We start from the raw sequence: 20,283 nt of genomic DNA on the forward strand, positions 1-20,283 counted from the left end.
CATTATGTTTTTAGTCGACTCACACTGCCATCTTGATGGCCTGGATTATCAATCTCTGCATAAAAACGTGGATGACGTGCTGGCGAAAGCCGCCGCCCGCGATGTGAAATTCTGTCTTGCGGTAGCAACCACGCTGCCGGGCTACCGCTCCATGCGTGAGCTGGTGGGCGTTCGCGATAACGTGGTGTTCTCCTGCGGCGTGCATCCGTTGAATCAGGACGAGGCGTACGACGTTGAGGACTTACGTCGTCTGGCGGCGGAAGAGGGTGTCGTTGCGATGGGTGAGACAGGGCTGGACTATTTCTACACACCTGAAACTAAATCTCGCCAGCAGGAGTCCTTCCGCCATCATATCCGCATTGGCCGCGAACTTAACAAGCCGGTCATTGTTCATACCCGCGATGCGCGTGCCGATACGCTGGCGATCCTCCGGGAAGAAAACGTGACGGATTGTGGTGGCGTACTACACTGTTTCACAGAAGACAGAGAAACGGCGGGTAAACTGCTTGATTTGGGGTTTTATATTTCGTTTTCTGGGATCGTGACGTTCCGTAATGCAGAGCAGCTCCGTGATGCTGCGCGTTATGTTCCGCTCGATCGCATTCTGGTGGAAACAGACTCTCCTTATCTGGCACCGGTACCGCATCGCGGTAAAGAGAACCAGCCAGCCATGACGAGAGATGTAGCTGAGTACATGGCCGTGCTTAAAGGTGTCAGTATTGAAGAGCTGGCCCGCATCACGACCGAAAACTTCTCTACGCTGTTCCATATCGACCCAGCCCGCCTGCAATCTGTTTGATACACCTGTTTTTTTTAGGCTCGTAATTAATAAATAAAACGAGTAAAGTTCACCGCCTCATTTGGGGCGGTGAGGGTGTTTTTAGACACATCCAGACATGCTTTTTGTAAATAACTGAAAGTTTTTCGACCGCCTTAAGCTGAAACGTGATAGCCGTCAAACAAACCCAGAGGGAATTATTTTACTCTGTGTAATAAATAAAGGGCGCTTAGATGTCCCGTCCACGGCACGGTACTCCCCCCGGGCCAATGCGTGAAAGCGTAAAAAAAGCACAAATACTCAGGAGCACTCTCAATTATGTTTAAGAATGCATTTGCTAACCTGCAAAAGGTCGGTAAATCGCTGATGCTGCCAGTATCCGTACTGCCTATCGCAGGTATCCTGCTGGGTGTCGGTTCTGCAAACTTCAGCTGGCTGCCAGCCGTAGTATCCCATGTGATGGCCGAAGCAGGCGGTTCTGTCTTTGCTAACATGCCTCTGATCTTCGCGATCGGTGTGGCTCTGGGCTTCACTAATAACGACGGCGTTTCTGCGCTGGCAGCAGTTGTGGCCTACGGCATCATGGTGAAAACCATGGCTGTGGTTGCACCACTGGTTCTGCACTTACCTGCAGAAGAGATCGCTGCGAAACACCTGGCTGATACCGGTGTTCTGGGCGGTATCATCTCCGGTGCGATTGCGGCCTATATGTTTAACCGCTTCTATCGCATCAAGCTGCCTGAGTATCTGGGCTTCTTCGCGGGCAAGCGTTTCGTTCCGATCATCTCTGGTCTGGCAGCGATTTTCACTGGCGTGATCTTGTCCTTCATCTGGCCACCAATTGGTTCCGCGATTCAGGCATTCTCTCAGTGGGCGGCCTACCAGAACCCAGTTGTTGCGTTCGGTATCTACGGCTTCGTTGAACGCTGCCTGGTACCATTCGGTCTGCACCACATCTGGAACGTACCTTTCCAGATGCAGATTGGTGAATACACCAACGCGGCAGGCCAGGTATTCCACGGTGATATCCCACGCTACATGGCGGGTGACCCAACTGCAGGTAAACTGTCAGGTGGCTTCCTGTTCAAAATGTACGGTCTGCCGGCTGCTGCGATTGCTATCTGGCACTCTGCTAAGCCAGAAAACCGTGCAAAAGTGGGCGGTATCATGATCTCCGCAGCGTTGACCTCGTTCCTGACCGGTATCACCGAGCCGATCGAGTTCTCCTTCATGTTCGTTGCGCCGATCCTGTACGTTATCCACGCGATTCTGGCGGGTCTGGCGTTCCCAATCTGTATCCTGCTGGGTATGCGTGACGGTACGTCCTTCTCTCACGGCCTGATCGACTTCATCGTTCTGTCCGGTAACAGCAGCAAACTGTGGCTGTTCCCAATCGTTGGTGCGTGCTATGCCGTTGTTTACTACACCATCTTCCGTGTGCTGATCAAAGCACTGGACCTGAAAACTCCAGGTCGTGAAGATGCAACAGAAGACAGCAAAGCAGGTGCAACCAGCGAAATGGCTCCGGCACTGGTTGCCGCGTTCGGCGGTAAAGAGAACATCACTAACCTGGACGCGTGCATCACCCGTCTGCGTGTGAGCGTTGCCGACGTCGCGAAAGTAGACCAGCCTGGCCTGAAAAAACTGGGTGCAGCAGGTGTTGTTGTGGCTGGTTCTGGTGTTCAGGCAATCTTCGGTACTAAATCCGATAACCTGAAAACCGAAATGGATGAGTACATCCGCGGCCACTAAGTTGTGACCAGGGGAGACTAAGGCAGCCGAATGGCTGCCTTTTTTATTGGTGCGGAATATGTCTTAAAAAACGTCTCTAATGCGCGCAAGCGGTCACTCTTCATACAGCAGATGAACATTCGGGAAAGAAATCGGGGGAGAAGGTTGAAAGGACAGGAGAAACTCGCTCATACTCTTGCGTTATGCCACACGATCCTTGAGAGAGTGTGTTAACAGCGGATGCACCACGTCAGACTAAACACAAAAGGAAAAGGTCATGGCTGAAGAAACGATTTTCAGTAAAATTATCCGTCGCGAAATTCCTTCGGATATCGTCTATCAGGATGAACTGGTGACGGCTTTCCGGGACATTTCCCCTCAGGCACCGACTCACATCCTCATCATTCCTAATATTCTGATTCCAACCGTAAACGACGTAAAAGCCGAGCACGAACTGGCGTTAGGTCGTATGCTGACGGTGGCCGCGAAAATTGCTGAACAGGAAGGGATTGCTGAAGACGGCTACCGCCTGATCATGAACTGTAATCGTCATGGCGGCCAGGAAGTTTATCATATTCACATGCATCTGCTGGGTGGACGTCCTCTGGGACCGATGCTGGCACATAAAGGTCTTTGACATGCTTAAAGGGCGTATTGCAGCGCTGATACTGATGGTGATGATTGCGGGGTGCAGCTCGCGTCCGGCGATCCCCGTGAGTGATGAACAGACGCTGGTGATGGAATCTTCTGTGCTTGCTGCGGGCATCACGGCGCAACAACCTGCGTTGACCATCAGTGAAATCAACTCTTCTGCTTCCTCTACGCTCTTTAATGAAAGACATGAGCCTGTGACGGTTCATTACCGTTTTTTCTGGTATGACGTAAGAGGTCTTGAAATGCACCCGCTGGAGGCGCCGCGCAGCGTCACGATTCCGCCAAGGTCGTCGGTAACGCTCTATGGCAGCGCCAACTATCTGGGTGCACATAAGGTGAGACTTTATCTTTATCTGTAAGGGGTGAACCTTGATTAAAAATATGAGCCGTTATGCGCTCGTGACAGCTTTTGCTTTATTCCTCGCAGGGTGTGTGACCCGTACTGAGCAGCCTGCGCCTGTGGAAGAAGCTAAACCCGGGACTGAGCAGCCGACACAACCCACGCAGCCGGAGCCAACCGTGCCGTCTGTACCGTCAATCCCGTCGCAGCCGGGCCCGATTGAACATCCGGATCAGACGTCACAACCAGCGCCACGCGTGCGTCATTATGACTGGAACGGTGCGATGCAGCCGATGGTGGGAAAAATGCTGCAGGCTCAAGGCGTGACGGCAGGCAGTGTGTTGCTGGTGGATAGCGTGAACAACCGTACCAATGGTTCACTGAACGCGGGTGAAGCGACAGAGACGCTGCGCAATGCTCTGGCAAACAACGGTAAGTTTACGCTGGTCTCGGCTCAGCAGCTCGCGGTGGCTAAACAGCAACTGGGCCTGTCACCACAGGATAGTCTCGGTACCCGTAGCAAGGCGATCGGTATTGCCCGTAACGTAGGTGCACAGTACGTGTTGTACTCTAACGCCACCGGGAATGTGAATACACCAGCTCTGCAGATGCAATTGATGCTGGTACAGACAGGCGAAATTATCTGGTCAGGTAAAGGTGCCGTTACGCAACAGTGAATTTACGCGTGAAGAGATCCTGACGCGTTATTTTCCCCAGTATTGCCTTATCGCGCCGCAGGCCCATTCCGGGCTTGGCGGCGCGAGTTGCATTATAGAGCATGGTGAACAACGACTGGTGCTGCGGCAGAATCATGATCCTTTCGCTCCTGCTTCCCATTTTCGTCGTCAGTTTCGTGCCCTGAAGCGTCTTCCGTCGGATCTTGTGCCTGAACCCTGTTTTTTCCGGCAGGGCTGGATGGCTGTTGCGTATCTGGCGGGTGAGGTCAAAAGCGAGCTCCCGGACACCCCTGTGCTTGCGGCTATGTTGTATCATTTGCACCAGCAGCCGCGTCTGGGGTGGCGAATCGCACTGCTTCCATTGCTTGAGCACTACTGGCAGCAAGCCCTGCCAGACAGACGTACTCCAATGTGGCTTGCACATCTTAAACGGCTGCGTAAAGCGGGTGAGCCACAGCCTATGCGGCTCTCTCCGTTGCATATGGATGTTCATATCGGGAACATTGTTCATACGTCAGCAGGAGCCAGGCTTATCGACTGGGAATATGCCGGAGACGGCGATGTTGCGCTTGAGCTGGCGGCAGTCTGGACAGAGAGTGAAGCCGCGCGGCAAAACCTCGTCCGAGACTACGCCAGGATGGCACATTTTGATGTTGAAGCGCTTGCGCGTCAGGTCAGGCGGTGGCGACCATGGGTCGTGATGCTGATGGCTGGCTGGTTTGAAATGCGTTTGCAGCAGTCCAGAGACAAACAATTTATTGCGCTGGCAGACGATGCCTGGCGTCAGTTACAAACTAAAGGATAAGAGAGGTTGGTGTGGGTCCAGTCATGTTGGATGTAGAAGGGTTTGAACTGGATGCGGAAGAGCGTGAGATTCTGGCGCATCCGCAGGTGGGTGGTCTGATCCTGTTTACCCGCAACTATCACGATCCGGCACAGCTGCGTGAACTGGTGCGCCAGATCCGCGACGCATCGCGCAATCATCTGGTGGTGGCCGTCGATCAGGAAGGTGGACGCGTGCAGCGTTTTCGCGAAGGTTTTACCCGTCTGCCAGCAGCCCAGTCTTTTGCTGCGCTGCTGGGTACAGATGAGGGGGGAAAACTGGCGCAGGAAGCTGGCTGGCTGATGGCCAGTGAAATGATTGCCATGGATATCGACATTAGTTTTGCCCCGGTTCTGGACGTGGGACATATCAGCGCTGCCATTGGTGAACGCTCATATCATGAAGATCCACGTATTGCGCTGGCGATGGCGACCCGGTTTATCGACGGCATGCACGATGCGGGAATGAAAACCACCGGGAAACACTTCCCGGGCCACGGTGCAGTGACCGCGGACTCGCACAAAGAAACTCCGCGCGATCCGCGCCCGGAAGCGGAAATTCGAGCCAAAGATATGTCGGTGTTCCGCTCGCTTATCACCGATAACAAGCTGGACGCCATTATGCCAGCGCACGTGATTTACAGCGACGTCGACCCGCGTCCTGCCAGCGGCTCTTCGCACTGGCTGAAAACCGTTCTGCGTCAGGAGTTGGGGTTCAATGGCGTGATTTTCTCAGACGACTTGTCGATGGAAGGGGCCGCGATTATGGGCAGCTATGCGGAACGCAGTCAGGCGTCGCTGGATGCAGGTTGCGATATGATCCTGGTCTGCAATAATCGTAAAGGTGCCGTTAGCGTGCTGGATAACCTGTCGCCGATCAATGCACAGCGTGTTACACAATTGTATCATAAAGGTTCATTTAGCCGTCAGGAGTTGATGGATTCGGCCCGCTGGAAGGCGGTCAACGCCCGGCTTGAAGACCTGAATGAGCGCTGGCAGGCACATAAAGCCAGCCTGTAAACCCTCCCGGAAGGCGTAGCGTGGTGAGAAGACAATGATCATCTATTTACACGGTTTTGACTCAAACAGCCCAGGTAATCATGAGAAGGTGTTGCAACTGCAGTTTATTGATCCGGATGTTCGGCTGATCAGTTACAGCACGCGCCATCCGAAGCATGATATGCAACATCTTCTCAAAGAAGTGGACAAGATGTTGCAGCTCAACGTCGATGACCGTCCGTTGATTTGCGGTGTAGGACTGGGCGGCTACTGGGCGGAACGCATTGGCTTCCTGTGCGACATCCGCCAGGTGGTGTTCAATCCTAACCTTTTCCCGAACGAGAATATGGAAGGCAAAATTGACCGTCCGGAAGAGTACGTCGATATTGCGACCAAGTGCGTCAGCAATTTTCGTGAGAAAAACCGCGACCGCTGTCTGGTGATCCTTTCACGTAAAGATGAGGCGCTCAACAGCCATCGGGCTGCTGAACTGCTGCATCATTACTATGAAATTGTCTGGGACGAAGAACAGACGCACAAATTCAAAAACATCTCACCGCACCTGCAGCGTATCAAAGCGTTTAAAACGCTGGGTTAACCTCTTATCCGCAGGCACCAAAGCCCGGCCGCGAAAGCGTACCGGGCTTTCTTTTTGACTAGAATTGTCTACTTTTAAGCCATCAAAACTTGATGCATATCAATTTTGGTATGACCAATGCGCCTGACGTGGTATTCTCAATGCACCTGAATGGTTTCAGTGCTGTAACCTGTTGTTAATTAAGGGTTATTTTTATAACTTTTAATTAACAATTGGTTAATAATTTGAGGGGGTCACGTTGACTACGCCATTGAAAAAGATAGTGATTGTAGGCGGTGGTGCTGGCGGGCTGGAGCTGGCTACACAGCTGGGCAAGAAGCTGGGTCGCGGTAAAAAAGCCAAAATTACGCTGGTAGATCGTAACCACAGCCACCTGTGGAAACCGTTGCTGCACGAAGTGGCAACCGGTTCTCTGGATGAGGGTGTGGATGCGCTCAGCTATCTGGCGCACGCGCGCAACCATCATTTCCAGTTCCAGCTGGGCTCGGTGGTGGATATCAACCGTGAAAGCAAAACCATCACCCTGGCAGAGCTGCGCGATGAAAAAGGGGAGCTGCTGGTTCCTGAGCGTAAATTGGCGTATGACACGCTGGTCATGGCGCTGGGTAGTACCTCCAACGACTTCAACACGCCAGGCGTGAAAGAGCACTGTATTTTCCTCGATAACCCGCACCAGGCACGTCGTTTCCATCAGGAAATGCTAAACCTGTTCCTGAAGTACACCAGCAATTTGGGTACGAACGGTAAAGTTAATATCGCCATTGTCGGCGGTGGTGCGACGGGCGTAGAGCTGTCTGCGGAACTGCACAATGCGGTGAAACAGCTGCACAGCTACGGTTACAAAGGGTTAACCAACGAAGCGCTGAACGTCACGCTGGTTGAAGCCGGTGAGCGCATTCTGCCTGCGCTGCCGCCACGTATTTCCGGTGCGGCGCACAATGAGCTCACCAAACTGGGCGTGCGGGTGCTGACGCAGACGATGGTGACCAGCGCAGACGAAGGTGGCTTGCACACCAAGGACGGCGAATACATCAAAGCGGATCTGATGGTCTGGGCAGCGGGTATCAAAGCACCTGACTTTATGAAAGATATCGGCGGCCTGGAAACGAACCGCATTAACCAGCTGGTGACGGAGCCGACGCTGCAAACTACACGTGATCCTGAAATTTTTGCTATCGGTGACTGTGCTTCCTGCGCGCGTCCTGAAGGTGGATTCGTGCCGCCGCGCGCCCAGGCTGCTCACCAGATGGCAAGCCTGGTGCTGCACAACATTCTGGCGCAGTACAAAGGCAAGCCATTGAAAGGCTATGTCTATAAAGACCACGGTTCTCTGGTATCGCTGTCAAACTTCTCTACCGTCGGCAGCCTGATGGGCAACCTGATGCGTGGCTCAATGATGGTAGAAGGGCGCATTGCCCGCTTCGTGTATATCTCCCTGTACCGTATGCACCAGATTGCGCTGCACGGCTACTTCAAAACCGGGCTGATGATGCTGGTGGGCAGAATCAACCGTGTGATCCGTCCGCGTCTTAAGCTGCACTAATCTTTCACTCCCTCCGGGTCCTCCGGAGGGAGTTTTTAGCATATCATGCTGCTCATCATAGATTGAGTGCTTAAGAGTTCTCCTAAATACAATATATCTCCTCTCAACGCCCCTTTTTTGATCCTTTATCTTATTGGCGAAGCCTTGTCTCCATTGCAAAATTGTTACCAATAGCAACAAAGGAGGAAGTCCCGTGAATAAATCAATGTTGGCGGGTATAGGGATTGGCGTCGCGGCTGCGTTAGGTGTGGCTGCCGTTGCCAGTCTCAACGTATTAGATCGCGGCCCGCAGTATGCACAGGTGGTTTCTGCTACACCGATTAAAGAAACCGTGAAAACCCCTCGTCAGGAGTGCCGCAACGTCTCCGTGACGCACCGTCGTCCGGTACAGGATGAAAACCGCATTGCCGGTTCTGTTCTGGGTGCGGTAGCGGGGGGCGTGATTGGTCACCAGTTTGGTGGTGGTCGGGGTAAAGATGTGGCGACCGTGGTCGGCGCGCTGGGCGGCGGCTATGCCGGTAACCAGGTGCAAGGCGCGATGCAGGATAATGATACCTACACTACGACTCAGCAACGCTGTAAAACCGTCTATGACAAGTCGGAAAAAATGCTGGGTTATGACGTGACGTACAAAATTGGCGATCAGCAGGGCAAAATCCGCATGGATAAAGATCCTGGCACACAAATTCCACTGGATGGAAATGGCCAGCTGGTTCTGAATAACAAAGTGTAAAAAAGATGTTCTCTGAATTTAGCTCCTCATGCGCTCAGGCTGAGGAGCTTTTTTTTTGCTTCAGATTTTGAGTAGTTCAGGCCACAGTCGTAGGGTGGTGTCGGTAATACTCTGCAGTTTTTCCAGCGTTGCGCCTTCACGTGCGCTTATCGACATCCCCTGCAAAATACAGCTCAGGTATTGCGCCAGTATCTGTGGATTGCAATGCGCGGGAATTTCACCACGCTGCTGACGCTGTGCCAGAAACGCACTTAGCGTCTCCTCCTGCATGGCATGACGCGACTTCACCGTTTTAGCGATCTCTTTAGAGGACGCCGCAAGGGTGGCAGAGGTGTTAATCATAAAGCAGCCCGCAGGCGTATCTTTACTGGTGAAGCAAGTGGCGACGGTAGTGAAAAAGTCCCGTAGCGCCTGTTCAACGCTTTTCTCTTCACAAAAAAGTTGGGCTTCGTGCTTCGCTGCAAAGCGCGAAATGTATCTGTCCAGCACTGCCCTGAACAGCCCCTCTTTATTGGTAAATTCGGCATACAGCGTTGGCGCTTTGGCTCCGGTAGCTTCTACCAGATCGGAAAGCGAAGTTGCTTCATACCCATGTTGCCAGAAGAGAGTCATGGCCTTATCAAGCGCTGCATCCCTGTCAAACACTTTTGGTCGGCCACGGCTTTTCTTCGCACAACTCGTGACATCGGTTGTCATTTGCCGTTGGTCCTCTGTTGGTTTGGTGAATGACCATTATAAAAATAAACGCAACCCACCACCAGTGCAGAATGCTTAAAAATAAATTAATCATATGCGTATGAAAAATAACGACTTTAAAAATAAGTTAATGCTTGTTATAAAATTATGTTGACGCGTGACTTGGATCACATTTATTATTTACCTATCGATCGTTAACTAAATGATTAACGACCTCCAAATTCATCTGCTAAAGGTAAACATCATGAAAAACGTAAAAACCCTCATCGCTGCTGCAGTCCTGAGTTCACTTTCATTCGCAAGCTTTGCAGCTGTACAGGTGCAATCCACCCCTGTAGATCAGCATAAAGTTGGCACTATCTCTGCGTCTGCCGGTACTAACCTGGGCTCCCTGGAAGATCAGCTGGCGCAAAAAGCACAAGAGATGGGTGCAAAATCTTACCGCATCACCTCTGTTACCGGTCCTAACACGCTGCACGGCACTGCTGTTATCTACAAATAAGCCCGGCTGAACCCTCATTTATGCCACTGCAATAAAAAAACGCCCTGCATGAGCAGGGCGTTTTTCTTATCTGTGCGTTTACATCGCCTGTGAAGCGACGTTGTGATGTCGGGTGACATCGGTTGGCATTCCCGACCGGGCCTCCATTGCGCGCTCCATGACTACGCCATCGGTGCTGGTATTCGTTTTAAAACTTACCATTGCGGCATTCAGGTTAATGGGCAATGTCTGCGGGTCATCGCCGATGTTTTTCGATAATGGCTGGTGAACTTCTACCAGTCGCACGCCACCCGGCTCTTCCGAGACTTTAATCGGCGTATTGATAATATTCACCTTGGTTCCCGGTGTGATGACGTTGAAAAGCGTCTTGATATCGTCATCACGCAGACGAATACAGCCGGAGCTGACGCGCATGCCGATGCCAAAGTCTGCATTCGTTCCATGCAACAGATAGACACCACCGTAAGCCGCCAGGCGAATCGCGTGGTGACCCATTGGGTTGTCAGGTCCTGCCGGGACAACAACCGGAAGGTCGATGCCCTGTGCTTTATAACGGGCACGAATATTAGCCGTGGGTGTCCAGGTTGGGTTAGCGCGCTTATCTGATACTGTGGTAACCATCGTTGGCGTCAGGGTATCACCGCCCAACTGACCAATACCGATAGGGTAGACAGTAACTTCATTCTTACCCGGTGGGTAATAGTAGAGACGTAACTCTGCCAGATTTATGACGATCCCCTCGCGCGGGGCGTCCGGCAGGATTGTTTGCAACGGGATGGTGAGTACGCTGCCCGCACGCGGTACATAAGGGTCCACGCCAGGGTTCGCCTGAAGAAGCGCCAGAAAACCGACGTTATATTTTTTAGCAATCGCTTCCAGTGAGCCACCATTGTTTTCAACCACATGAAAGCGGTTTTCCCCCACGACCTTGCTGCCCGGTGGTGGAAGTGGCCAGGTGTTTGCACGGGCAGGAAGCGCAACCGCGACGGTGGCTGCCAGCGCAAACAATGTTATCCAGCGAGTAAAACGCGAAGAGGTCATCATTACCATAGTCCATATAAATATTAAGGTTATTGTTTTATAAGGCGTTAATGATAATTATGGCGAATGGGTGTGTCGGGAAGATCGGGTGAAGTGCAAAGTGTTTGTAAATTCTCCCCCCGCTAGAGGGGGAGAATGGGTTAAGCGATCGCGTTCTCTTCCAGTTGACGCATAAAGTGACGCACCCAATCCATGCGGGTTTTGCGTTCCGTTAGCTCCTGGGTAAATTTCAGGCGCGTTGGACCATCCAGACGGAAATGTTGCGGCTGCTTTTGCAGCAGACCGATCAGCCACATCGGGTTGACGTGGTTCTTCTCGGCAAATTCAATCACGCCACCTTTTTCATTCCCTTCGAGCTTCCGAATACCGAGCTTCTGCGCCTGCTGACGCAGGCGTGCGATATCCAGCAGATTTCTCGCAGGGTCTGGCAGCAGGCCGAAGCGGTCGATCAGCTCAACCTTAATCTCTTCCAGTTCGTTCTCACTCTTCGCACTGGCGATGCGTTTATAGAACGACAGCCGGGTATTTACATCCGGAATGAAATCATCCGGCAGCAGGGAAGGCATACGCAATTCAACCTCGGTCTGCTGGCTGGTGAGATCTTCCAGCGACGGCTCGCGTCCGGCCTTCAGGGCATCGACCGCGTTTTCCAGCAATTCCATATACAGGGAGAAGCCGATGGTCTCCATGGAGCCGCTCTGGTCTTCACCCAGCAGTTCGCCGGCACCACGGATCTCCAGGTCGTGTGTTGCCAGCGCAAAGCCTGCGCCAAGATCTTCCAGGGAGGCGATCGCTTCCAGACGCTTTTGGGCATCGGTGGTCATCGCTTTCGGATGCGGCGTTAACAACCAGGCGTAGGCCTGATGGTGTGAACGCCCGACGCGGCCGCGCAGCTGGTGGAGTTGCGCCAGACCAAAGTGATCGGCTCGTTCGATGATGATGGTATTCGCCGTCGGAATATCGATCCCGGTTTCAATGATGGTGGTACACACCAGGACGTTAAAGCGCTGGTGGTGGAAGTCGTTCATCACCCTTTCCAGCTCGCGCTCACGCATCTGCCCGTGACCGATAGCAATGCGCGCTTCCGGTACCAGCTCCGCCAGCCTGTCCGCGGCTTTCTGGATATTTTCCACATCATTGTATAAGTAATAGACCTGACCTCCGCGCAGTACTTCACGCAGAATCGCCTCACGTACCACCAGATTATCGTACTCGCGGACAAAGGTTTTCACCGCCAGACGACGCGCCGGTGGGGTGGCAATAATCGACAGGTCGCGCATGCCGCTCATCGCCATGTTCAGGGTTCGCGGGATTGGCGTTGCGGTCAGGGTGAGGATATCGACATCGGCACGCATCGCTTTGATGCGCTCTTTATGACGCACCCCGAAGCGGTGCTCTTCATCGACGATCAGCAGCCCAAGATCTTTCCACTTCACGTCGCTTTGCAGCAGCTTGTGGGTGCCGATCAGAATATCGATTTTGCCTTCACTTGCCTGTTCGAGGATCTGCGTCTGTTCTTTGGTGCTGCGAAAACGCGAGAGCATCTCAATACGTACCGGCCAGTTGGCGAAGCGGTCGCGGAAGTTGTCGAAGTGCTGCTGAGCGAGCAGGGTGGTTGGCACCAGCACCGCTACCTGCTTGTTGTTTTCAACCGCAAGGAAGGCGGCGCGCATCGCCACTTCGGTTTTGCCGAAGCCTACGTCGCCACAGACTAAGCGGTCCATTGCCAGTGGCTGACACATGTCGCTCAGCACGGCGTTAATGGCCTGGGCCTGATCTGGTGTGGTTTCAAACGGGAAACTGTCGCAGAACAGTTGATACTGTTCTTTATCATGTTTAAAGGCGAAGCCCTCTTTGGCCGCGCGTTGTGCATAGATATCCAGCAGCTCAGCCGCCACGTCACGCACTTTTTCCGCTGCCTTCTGACGCGCGCGCGCCCAAGCATCGCCACCCAGCTTATGCAATGGCGCATTCTCTTCTGCGCCACCCGCGTAGCGGCTGATCAGATGCAGGGAAGAGACCGGAACATACAGTTTGGCGTCGTTCGCGTAGGTCAGCATCAGGTATTCACCTTTGATACCGCCTGCTTCTAGCGTGGTCATTCCCTGGTAACGCCCGACGCCGTGCTCCAGGTGAACAATCGGCTGGCCCGGGTGTAGCTCGGCCAGGTTGCGGATCAGCGTGTCCGGGTTGATGGTACGACGGCTGTCCTGACGGCGACGTGCGACGCGCTCACCCAGCAGGTCACTTTCGCAAATCAGCGCCAGGTTATTGAGCGTATCAATAAACCCATGTTCGGCGGCGCCAATCATCAGATAACGACCGTTTCCGGTGGCTTCGCTCAGACGCAGGATGCGCTTCGGCGCCACTTTAATGCGCCCCAGCAGCTCCCCGAGTGCTTCGCGACGGCCTTCACTTTCAACTGAGAACACCACCGGGCCGGTAAAGGATTCCAGAAACTTCCGCAGATTATCCAGCGGTGATTTCTGCTGCGCCTGAACGGCCAGATCTGGCAACGTCTGAAACGCGAGGTTGGTATTGGCGGCTTTAGCGGCAAGCGAATCGGTTTTAAGCTGCATACGCGGCCAACGCTTCAGCTCGGCGTTGAGTTCATCGGTTCGCAGCCAGAGCGCCTCCGGGGGCAACAGCGGGCGCATCGGGTCAACGCCGCGGCTTTCAAAGCGGGTGCGGGTTTCGTTTTCAAAGCGGCTGGCGCTGGCGTCGATATCTCCGGTGTTAACAATCAGCGTATTTGCCGGGAAGTAGCTAAACAGCGGAGGCAGGGGTTCATTGAAGAACAGCGGTTGCCAGTACTCAATACCTGCGGGCAGCGTACCTTTGCTGACCTGCTGATAAATATGTTCGGCATCGCGTTTGACGTCGAATTTATCGCGCCACTGGCTGCGGAACAGTTCGATAGCGGTTTTGTCCGTCGGGAACTCGTGCGCGGGCAGTAAATTGATAGATTCCACTTCTTCCAGCGTACGCTGCGTGTCAGCGTCAAACACGCGCAGGCTGTCGATTTCATCATCGAAAAAGTCCAGGCGATACGGTTGGTCACTCCCCATTGGATAGAGATCGAGTAACGCACCGCGCGTGGCGTATTCTCCGTGTTCCATCACCTGATCAACATGGCGATATCCGGCGCTGTCCAGCTGCACGCGCAGGGTGTCGCGGGACAGACGCTGACCTTTTTTCATCACCAGCGCGTGACCGTGCAGATAGCTGTGCGGACAGACGCGCTGCATCAGGGTATTCACCGGTACAATCAGCACGCCACGCTGCATGGTCGGGAGTTGATACAGCGTCGACAAACGCGAGGAGATGATCTCCTGATGTGGGGAGAAGCTGTCATAGGGCAGCGTTTCCCAGTCGGCCAGGCTGAACACCAGGCTATCGGTGAACTGGCGAATTTCGTCGTGCAGACGCAGGGCGTTTTGCATGTCCGGGGCAACCAGAATTACCGGGCCAGGATGACGCTCAGCGATTTCCGCTACCAGCGTGGCGCACGCCGCGCCCGTGAGTTCACCCAGCTGGCGCTGGTCACCCGCTTTGACAGGCAAGGAATAACGATAGTGTTCAGGCATGGCTATGTCAGAGTCTCTTATGGATATACCAACAGTATTGGGGCATATCACTGATACGCAATGTCTTTATTATCCTCGATCGTTTTGTATAAGCAAACCAGAACCGCACAGGGGGAAAATTCGCCCCGGCTGGGGCGAAGAGTGCCATCAACGGGAGGATGGCGACAGGCTCAGCGTTGACGGAGGGGAGAAGAAAACGTCCCCGAACAGCGCGGTGGAGAGTTTACGCAGCCCGAGCCCTGCAAGGGTACAGATAAGCAGGCTGGCAAACGGGTAGATCAGAAGTAGACCCAACTCCGCCCAGACTGGCCACAAGGCACTATTCATCTCGCCAATCAGGAACAGGCTAAAGGCCTCGATTAAGATGCGGTGGGTGGTATAAATCGCGATCGTGTTTGAGCCAATCACGTTCAGCAGGTTGTCAGGATGCACGGCATAACGCTGCTCAAGGTTATAAAAAAGCTTCATGATCAACACAATCGACAACACAGAGAGCAGTAGCGGGACGTTAGCAAACCACAGGACCACGGAGACGGCGGCGAAAGCGCCAGTTGCCAGCCAGAGTCGGCGAAGGTTGACGCTTTTCATCCACGCCATCAGCTCTGCGCCATACCACGCCCCGAGGCTGTAGTAGATCATGTTGCGTACCACGCTGTTCATCCCCCACCACGGTAGCGGCAGGAAGTTGATCGCGATGCTTGCCAGCGCCAGCAGCCCCAGTACCGGCAGCTTCCATCGACTCAGCAGTTTACACAGCGTGAAGTACACCACCAGAGCATACAGATACCAGAGGCTGGTGCTGGCGGTGAGCATCCCCAGCACAAATCCTGAGAGCGAGTCGGCGTAGGCCGCATTCGATGATGTGGCGAGTTCACGCTCGGGTGCCAACCAGGCATTCATATGGGTCAGCGCCTGCCATTGCAGGATGCCCCACAGCGCCAGGACCCAGACAATGCTCCAGATCCGTTTGTCGAGACTGGTTCGCCAGTCCACCTCAGCAATATAACGACGGATCAGATAGCCGGAGATAAAGAAGAAGACCGGCATTCGGAACGGAGCGAGATAGAGGTTAAAATAGACCCAGCATTTGGCGAGAAGGCCGGAGAGCGGGTGTTGCAGCCCGATCAGATGCGGATAAAACGTGATAACCGAATGGTAAATAACCACCAGGCAGATACACAGCCCTTTTATCTGGTTAATCCATAATGCTTTTTGCTTCATTGTTCGCCACTACCTTATTGCCATAAACGAACGAGCAATTGTTGTTAAACGACGCCTGGATGTAACGGGTAACAGTCTGTATCAGGAGCTTTTTCGGAAAAGGTGGAGGTTGCAAGGCGAGTATTCAGACAATAGCACTCTGATTTATCTGAATTTTTCGGAAAAATGATTACCAAAGCTTACTGTTTCAGTCATTTACGCTTAACGGATTCGCTTATATACTCGTGGGTCTGCTATCAGCAAACAGACGGATTTCATGTACCAACCTGTCGCACTCTTCATAGGCTTACGTTATATGCGTGGGCGCGCCGCGGACCGCTTCGGTCGCTTTGTCTCCTGGCTTTCGACTATTGGCATTACGCTTGGCGTGATGGCTCTGGTGACGGTACTGTCCGTCATGAATGGCTTTGAACGCGAGCTGCAAAACAACATCCTGGGGCTGATGCCGCAGGCCGTTCTCTCATCAACCAACGGTTCGGTTAACCCGCAACAGCTGCCGGAAAGTGCGGCGAAGTTACAGGGTGTCACGCGCGTTGCGCCGTTAACCACAGGCGATGTGGTGCTGCAAAGCGCCCGCAGCGTGGCGGTCGGCGTGATGCTGGGGATTGACCCGGCGCAAAACGATCCGCTGACGCCGTATCTGGTTAACGTAAAACAGACCGATCTGGAAGCGGGTAAATACAACGTGATTCTGGGCGAACAGCTTGCCGGGCAGCTTGGCGTCAACCGCGGCGATCAGCTGCGTGTGATGGTGCCGTCTGCCAGCCAGTTCACGCCAATGGGGCGCTTGCCAAGCCAGCGCCTGTTCAACGTGATTGGTACCTTTGCCGCCAACAGCGAAGTCGATGGTTACCAGATGCTGGTTAATATCCAGGACGCTTCGCGCCTGATGCGCTACCCGGCAGGGAATATTACCGGCTGGCGCCTGTGGCTCGACGCACCGTTGAAAGTTGATACCCTCAGCCAGCAAAAACTGCCGGAAGGGACCAAATGGCAGGACTGGCGTGAGCGTAAAGGCGAACTGTTCCAGGCCGTACGCATGGAAAAAAATATGATGGGGCTGCTGCTGAGCCTGATCGTGGCCGTTGCCGCGTTTAACATCATTACCTCACTGGGACTGATGGTGATGGAGAAACAGGGTGAAGTCGCTATTCTGCAAACCCAGGGACTCACGCCGCGCCAGATCATGGCGGTCTTTATGGTACAGGGTGCTAGCGCCGGGATTATCGGCGCGCTGCTTGGGGCAGTGCTGGGTGCACTGCTTGCCAGCCAGCTTAACAACTTAATGCCGATCATCGGTGCGTTGCTCGATGGTGCGGCGCTGCCTGTGGCGATTGAGCCGCTGCAGGTGATCGGAATTGCGCTGGCCGCGATGGCGATTGCGCTGCTTTCTACGCTTTATCCTTCCTGGCGCGCTGCCGCCACTCAACCCGCTGAGGCTTTACGTTATGAATAAGATCCTGTTGCAATGCGACAACCTGTCCAAACGCTATCAGGAAGGCACTGTGCAGACTGACGTGCTGCACAATGTGAGCTTTAGCGTGGGAGAAGGCGAGATGATGGCGATTGTCGGTAGTTCTGGTTCCGGCAAAAGTACCTTATTACACCTGCTGGGCGGGCTGGATACCCCAACCAGCGGAGACGTGATTTTCTCCGGCAAGCCGATGAGCAAAATGTCCTCAGCGGCGAAGGCCGAGTTACGTAACCGTGAGCTCGGTTTTATCTACCAGTTCCATCACCTGCTGCCGGACTTCACGGCGCTGGAAAACGTGGCGATGCCGCTGCTGATTGGCAAAAAGAAACCGGCAGAAATTAACGCCCGCGCCAGCGATATGCTGAAAGCGGTAGGGCTGGGGCATCGTGGTAATCACCGTCCTTCAGAGCTGTCGGGTGGTGAACGTCAGCGCGTGGCGATTGCCCGCGCGCTGGTCAACAACCCGCGTCTGGTGCTGGCGGATGAGCCTACCGGTAACCTGGATGCCCGCAATGCGGACAGTATATTCCAGCTTCTGGGCGAGCTGAACGCCTCGCAGGGCACCGCATTTCTGGTGGTGACCCACGACCTGCAGCTGGCAAAACGCATGGGACGCCAGCTTGAGATGCGTGACGGTCATCTGAACGCCGAGCTGACCCTGATGGGAGCGGAGTAATGGCTTCACCGTTATCGTTACTCATTGGGCTACGTTTTAGCCGCGGTCGCCGTCGCGGTGGCATGGTATCGCTTATTTCGGTGATTTCCACCGTGGGCATTGCGCTGGGTGTCGCCGTGCTGATTGTGGGGCTGAGCGCCATGAACGGCTTTGAGCGCGAACTCAACAACCGCATTCTGGCGGTGGTACCGCACGGGGAGATCGAGCCGGTTAACCAGCCGTGGAACAACTGGAGCGATGCCCTGACCAAAGTGGAAAAAGTGCCGGGCATTGCCGCCGCCGCCCCCTACATTAACTTTACCGGGCTGGTGGAGAGCGGGGTAAACCTGCGCGCCATTCAGGTAAAAGGGGTAAACCCGGCGCAGGAGGAGCGTCTGAGCGCACTGCCGAAGTATGTACAGAACGGCGCATGGGCGAACTTTAAGGCCGGTGAGCAGCAGATCATCATGGGTAAAGGCGTTGCCGATGCTCTGAAAGTGAAGCAGGGCGACTGGGTGTCAATCATGATCCCGAACGCCAGTGCTGACCACAAACTGCAGCAGCCTAAACGCGTGCGTCTTCATGTCACCGGTATTCTTCAGCTGAGCGGCCAGCTCGACCACAGCTTTGCGATGGTGCCGATGGAGGATGCCCGTCAGTATCTGGACATGGGCGACAGCGTGACGGGGATTGCCATTAAGGTTAACGACGTCTTTAACGCCAACAAACTGGTACGCGACGCGGGCGGTGTGACCAATAACTATGTCTACATCAAAAGCTGGATCGGCACTTACGGGTATATGTACCGTGATATCCAGATGATCCGCGCCATTATGTACCTGGCGATGGTGCTGGTGATTGGTGTCGCGTGCTTTAACATTGTCTCGACGCTGGTGATGGCGGTCAAAGACAAGAGTGGCGATATTGCTGTGCTGCGCACCTTAGGCGCAAAAGACGGTCTTATCCGCGCCATCTTTGTCTGGTACGGTTTGCTGGCGGGACTATTCGGTAGCCTGTGCGGCGTGGTGATTGGTGTGGTGGTTTCTCTGCAACTTACGCCGATTATCAACGGCATTGAAAAACTTATTGGTCACCAGTTCCTGTCGGGTGATATCTATTTTATTGACTTCCTGCCGTCTGAACTGCACTGGCTGGACGTTTTTTATGTGCTGGTGACAGCACTTTTACTGAGTCTGCTGGCAAGCTGGTATCCGGCGCGTCGCGCAAGCCGAATTGATCCGGCGAGGGTACTAAGTGGCCAGTAATTACGTCATGATGTAGCGGTTTTGAGGCCGCTATGTCAGAAAGAGGAATGCATTATGTATTATGGATTTGATATTGGCGGCACCAAGATGGCGCTCGGCGTGTTTGATAAAGATCTCAAACTGCAGTGGGAAACCCGCGTTCCCACGCCGCGCGAAAGCTACGACGAATTTTTAACCGCCATTGCCACGCTGGTGGCGCAGGCGGATGAACGTTTCGGCGTGAAAGGCAGCGTCGGCATTGGTATTCCGGGCATGCCCGAAACCGACGACGGTACGCTTTACGCGGCCAACGTGCCTGCCGCCAGCGGTAAACCGCTGCGCGCAGATCTCTCAGCTCTCCTTGAACGCGACGTGCGTTTAGACAACGATGCCAACTGCTTTGCGCTCTCGGAAGCCTGGGACGAAGAATTTACACAGTATCCCCTGGTGATGGGGCTGATCCTCGGCACCGGCGTTGGTGGTGGGATCATTTTCAACGGTAAGCCCATCACCGGGCGCAGCTACATCACAGGCGAGTTTGGCCATATCCGTCTGCCGGTGGATGCGCTTGATGTGGTGGGGCGTGATTTCCCGCTGACCCGCTGCGGCTGCGGTCAGCACGGCTGTATTGAGAACTACCTGTCAGGCCGCGGGTTTGCATGGCTTTACGAACACTTCTATCATCAGAAACTTGAAGCTCCTCAAATCATTACCCTGTGGGAGCAAGGGGATGCGCAGGCGCGTGAGCACGTTGAGTGCTATCTGGATCTGCTGGCGGTGTGTCTGGGAAACATTCTCACCATCGTCGACCCGGACCTGCTGGTGATCGGGGGAGGGCTTTCAAACTTTACCGCGATTACGGAACGGTTGTCCGGGCGTTTGCCCCGACATTTATTGCCGGTTGCCCGCGTGCCGCGTATTGAACGCGCGCGACACGGGGACGCAGGAGGCATGCGCGGAGCCGCATTCCTTCATCTCACCGATTAGT

General features: G+C 54.1%; 19 protein-coding genes. 15 read left to right on the plus strand and 4 right to left on the minus strand.

From position 1 onward, the window contains the following. The first annotated feature begins 4 nt into the window (after nt 1-4). The 10 genes from ACLHV8_RS07550 to ACLHV8_RS07595 all read left to right on the plus strand — a co-directional run bounded on the left by ACLHV8_RS07550 (nt 5) and on the right by ACLHV8_RS07595 (nt 8,875). The gene (locus ACLHV8_RS07550; protein ID WP_208594628.1) at nt 5-799 is read left to right on the plus strand and encodes a metal-dependent hydrolase; all 795 of its coding nucleotides are present in this window, start codon (nt 5-7) and stop codon (nt 797-799) included. Between the two features lie 297 nt (nt 800-1,096). Continuing rightward, nucleotides 1,097-2,530: a PTS glucose transporter subunit IIBC gene (gene ptsG, locus ACLHV8_RS07555; RefSeq protein WP_108090213.1), complete on the plus strand. Its 1,434-nt coding sequence runs from the start codon at nt 1,097-1,099 to the stop codon at nt 2,528-2,530. Between the two features lie 256 nt (nt 2,531-2,786). Next, nucleotides 2,787-3,146: a purine nucleoside phosphoramidase gene (gene hinT / locus ACLHV8_RS07560; RefSeq protein WP_028019040.1), complete on the plus strand. Its 360-nt coding sequence runs from the start codon at nt 2,787-2,789 to the stop codon at nt 3,144-3,146. 1 nt (nt 3,147) lies between these two features. After that, nucleotides 3,148-3,522, plus strand: coding sequence for a YcfL family protein (locus ACLHV8_RS07565; protein WP_208594627.1), 375 nt, complete (start codon nt 3,148-3,150; stop codon nt 3,520-3,522). A gap of 10 nt (nt 3,523-3,532) precedes the next feature. Continuing rightward, nucleotides 3,533-4,180: a penicillin-binding protein activator LpoB gene (gene lpoB, locus ACLHV8_RS07570; RefSeq protein ID WP_028019038.1), complete on the plus strand. Its 648-nt coding sequence runs from the start codon at nt 3,533-3,535 to the stop codon at nt 4,178-4,180. Continuing rightward, entirely contained in the window at nt 4,161-4,985 is an 825-nt protein-coding gene (gene thiK / locus ACLHV8_RS07575; protein WP_208594626.1) for a thiamine kinase, read from the plus strand. Before lpoB ends, thiK begins: the two co-directional genes overlap by 20 nt. A gap of 11 nt (nt 4,986-4,996) precedes the next feature. Further along, the gene (gene nagZ / locus ACLHV8_RS07580; protein ID WP_108090211.1) at nt 4,997-6,022 is read left to right on the plus strand and encodes a beta-N-acetylhexosaminidase; all 1,026 of its coding nucleotides are present in this window, start codon (nt 4,997-4,999) and stop codon (nt 6,020-6,022) included. A gap of 34 nt (nt 6,023-6,056) precedes the next feature. Further along, nucleotides 6,057-6,599, plus strand: coding sequence for an alpha/beta hydrolase YcfP (gene ycfP / locus ACLHV8_RS07585; RefSeq protein WP_028019035.1), 543 nt, complete (start codon nt 6,057-6,059; stop codon nt 6,597-6,599). A gap of 238 nt (nt 6,600-6,837) precedes the next feature. Then, complete coding sequence (locus tag ACLHV8_RS07590; RefSeq protein WP_208594625.1) at nt 6,838-8,142, plus strand: NAD(P)/FAD-dependent oxidoreductase; 1,305 nt, start codon at nt 6,838-6,840, stop codon at nt 8,140-8,142. Nucleotides 8,143-8,335: 193 nt separating this feature from the next. Further along, complete coding sequence (locus ACLHV8_RS07595) at nt 8,336-8,875, plus strand: glycine zipper 2TM domain-containing protein (RefSeq protein WP_008500779.1); 540 nt, start codon at nt 8,336-8,338, stop codon at nt 8,873-8,875. 60 nt (nt 8,876-8,935) lie between these two features. On the opposite strand, the gene ACLHV8_RS07600 is transcribed toward ACLHV8_RS07595, so the two are convergent. Beyond that, nucleotides 8,936-9,571, minus strand: a complete 636-nt coding sequence (locus ACLHV8_RS07600) for a TetR/AcrR family transcriptional regulator (RefSeq protein WP_028019033.1) — start codon at nt 9,569-9,571, stop codon at nt 8,936-8,938. 244 nt (nt 9,572-9,815) lie between these two features. Between ACLHV8_RS07600 and bhsA the strand changes: the two genes are divergently transcribed. After that, on the plus strand, nt 9,816-10,073 hold the full coding sequence (gene bhsA / locus ACLHV8_RS07605; protein ID WP_008500777.1) for a multiple stress resistance protein BhsA: 258 nt from the start codon (nt 9,816-9,818) through the stop codon (nt 10,071-10,073). Between the two features lie 78 nt (nt 10,074-10,151). Here the strand turns inward: bhsA and ACLHV8_RS07610 are convergent, their stop codons facing one another. The 3 genes from ACLHV8_RS07610 to ACLHV8_RS07620 form a co-directional block, all read right to left on the minus strand. Next, a complete protein-coding gene (locus tag ACLHV8_RS07610; protein WP_128348412.1) occupies nt 10,152-11,117 on the minus strand; it encodes a L,D-transpeptidase family protein in 966 nt (321 codons plus the stop codon). Nucleotides 11,118-11,254: 137 nt separating this feature from the next. Further along, complete coding sequence (gene mfd / locus ACLHV8_RS07615) at nt 11,255-14,701, minus strand: transcription-repair coupling factor (protein ID WP_208594623.1); 3,447 nt, start codon at nt 14,699-14,701, stop codon at nt 11,255-11,257. A 147-nt stretch (nt 14,702-14,848) separates the two neighbouring features. Next, on the minus strand, nt 14,849-15,922 hold the full coding sequence (locus tag ACLHV8_RS07620; protein WP_208594622.1) for an acyltransferase family protein: 1,074 nt from the start codon (nt 15,920-15,922) through the stop codon (nt 14,849-14,851). Between the two features lie 256 nt (nt 15,923-16,178). Between ACLHV8_RS07620 and lolC the strand changes: the two genes are divergently transcribed. From lolC to nagK, 4 genes are read left to right on the plus strand one after another with little or no spacing between them, the layout of a single operon-like run. Beyond that, nucleotides 16,179-17,378 carry a lipoprotein-releasing ABC transporter permease subunit LolC gene (lolC, locus tag ACLHV8_RS07625; RefSeq protein WP_028019029.1) on the plus strand — a complete coding sequence of 400 codons (1,200 nt, stop codon included), beginning with the start codon at nt 16,179-16,181 and terminating at the stop codon, nt 17,376-17,378. Beyond that, complete coding sequence (lolD, locus tag ACLHV8_RS07630) at nt 17,371-18,072, plus strand: lipoprotein-releasing ABC transporter ATP-binding protein LolD (protein ID WP_028019028.1); 702 nt, start codon at nt 17,371-17,373, stop codon at nt 18,070-18,072. The genes lolC and lolD overlap by 8 nt, the downstream gene beginning before the upstream one ends. Continuing rightward, on the plus strand, nt 18,072-19,316 hold the full coding sequence (lolE, locus tag ACLHV8_RS07635) for a lipoprotein-releasing ABC transporter permease subunit LolE (RefSeq protein ID WP_028019027.1): 1,245 nt from the start codon (nt 18,072-18,074) through the stop codon (nt 19,314-19,316). Before lolD ends, lolE begins: the two co-directional genes overlap by 1 nt. Nucleotides 19,317-19,370: 54 nt before the next feature. After that, complete coding sequence (gene nagK, locus ACLHV8_RS07640; RefSeq protein ID WP_208594621.1) at nt 19,371-20,282, plus strand: N-acetylglucosamine kinase; 912 nt, start codon at nt 19,371-19,373, stop codon at nt 20,280-20,282. Nucleotide 20,283: the final 1 nt, after the last annotated feature.

Source organism: Enterobacter sp. CPE_E863, from assembly GCF_046521465.1.
Classification (GTDB): domain Bacteria; phylum Pseudomonadota; class Gammaproteobacteria; order Enterobacterales; family Enterobacteriaceae; genus Enterobacter; species Enterobacter adelaidei.

What these genes read in the sequence shown, in the direction of transcription:
- ACLHV8_RS07550 (WP_208594628.1), top strand. Translation starts at nt 5, where the DNA reads ATGTTTTTAGTCGACTCACACTGCCATCTTGATGGCCTGGATTATCAA.
- ptsG (WP_108090213.1), top strand. Translation starts at nt 1,097, where the DNA reads ATGTTTAAGAATGCATTTGCTAACCTGCAAAAGGTCGGTAAATCGCTG.
- hinT (WP_028019040.1), top strand. Translation starts at nt 2,787, where the DNA reads ATGGCTGAAGAAACGATTTTCAGTAAAATTATCCGTCGCGAAATTCCT.
- ACLHV8_RS07565 (WP_208594627.1), top strand. Translation starts at nt 3,148, where the DNA reads ATGCTTAAAGGGCGTATTGCAGCGCTGATACTGATGGTGATGATTGCG.
- ycfP (WP_028019035.1), top strand. Translation starts at nt 6,057, where the DNA reads ATGATCATCTATTTACACGGTTTTGACTCAAACAGCCCAGGTAATCAT.
- ACLHV8_RS07600 (WP_028019033.1), bottom strand. Translation starts at nt 9,571, where the DNA reads ATGACAACCGATGTCACGAGTTGTGCGAAGAAAAGCCGTGGCCGACCA.
- bhsA (WP_008500777.1), top strand. Translation starts at nt 9,816, where the DNA reads ATGAAAAACGTAAAAACCCTCATCGCTGCTGCAGTCCTGAGTTCACTT.
- ACLHV8_RS07610 (WP_128348412.1), bottom strand. Translation starts at nt 11,117, where the DNA reads ATGATGACCTCTTCGCGTTTTACTCGCTGGATAACATTGTTTGCGCTG.
- mfd (WP_208594623.1), bottom strand. Translation starts at nt 14,701, where the DNA reads ATGCCTGAACACTATCGTTATTCCTTGCCTGTCAAAGCGGGTGACCAG.
- ACLHV8_RS07620 (WP_208594622.1), bottom strand. Translation starts at nt 15,922, where the DNA reads ATGAAGCAAAAAGCATTATGGATTAACCAGATAAAAGGGCTGTGTATC.
- lolC (WP_028019029.1), top strand. Translation starts at nt 16,179, where the DNA reads ATGTACCAACCTGTCGCACTCTTCATAGGCTTACGTTATATGCGTGGG.
- lolD (WP_028019028.1), top strand. Translation starts at nt 17,371, where the DNA reads ATGAATAAGATCCTGTTGCAATGCGACAACCTGTCCAAACGCTATCAG.
- lolE (WP_028019027.1), top strand. Translation starts at nt 18,072, where the DNA reads ATGGCTTCACCGTTATCGTTACTCATTGGGCTACGTTTTAGCCGCGGT.
- nagK (WP_208594621.1), top strand. Translation starts at nt 19,371, where the DNA reads ATGTATTATGGATTTGATATTGGCGGCACCAAGATGGCGCTCGGCGTG.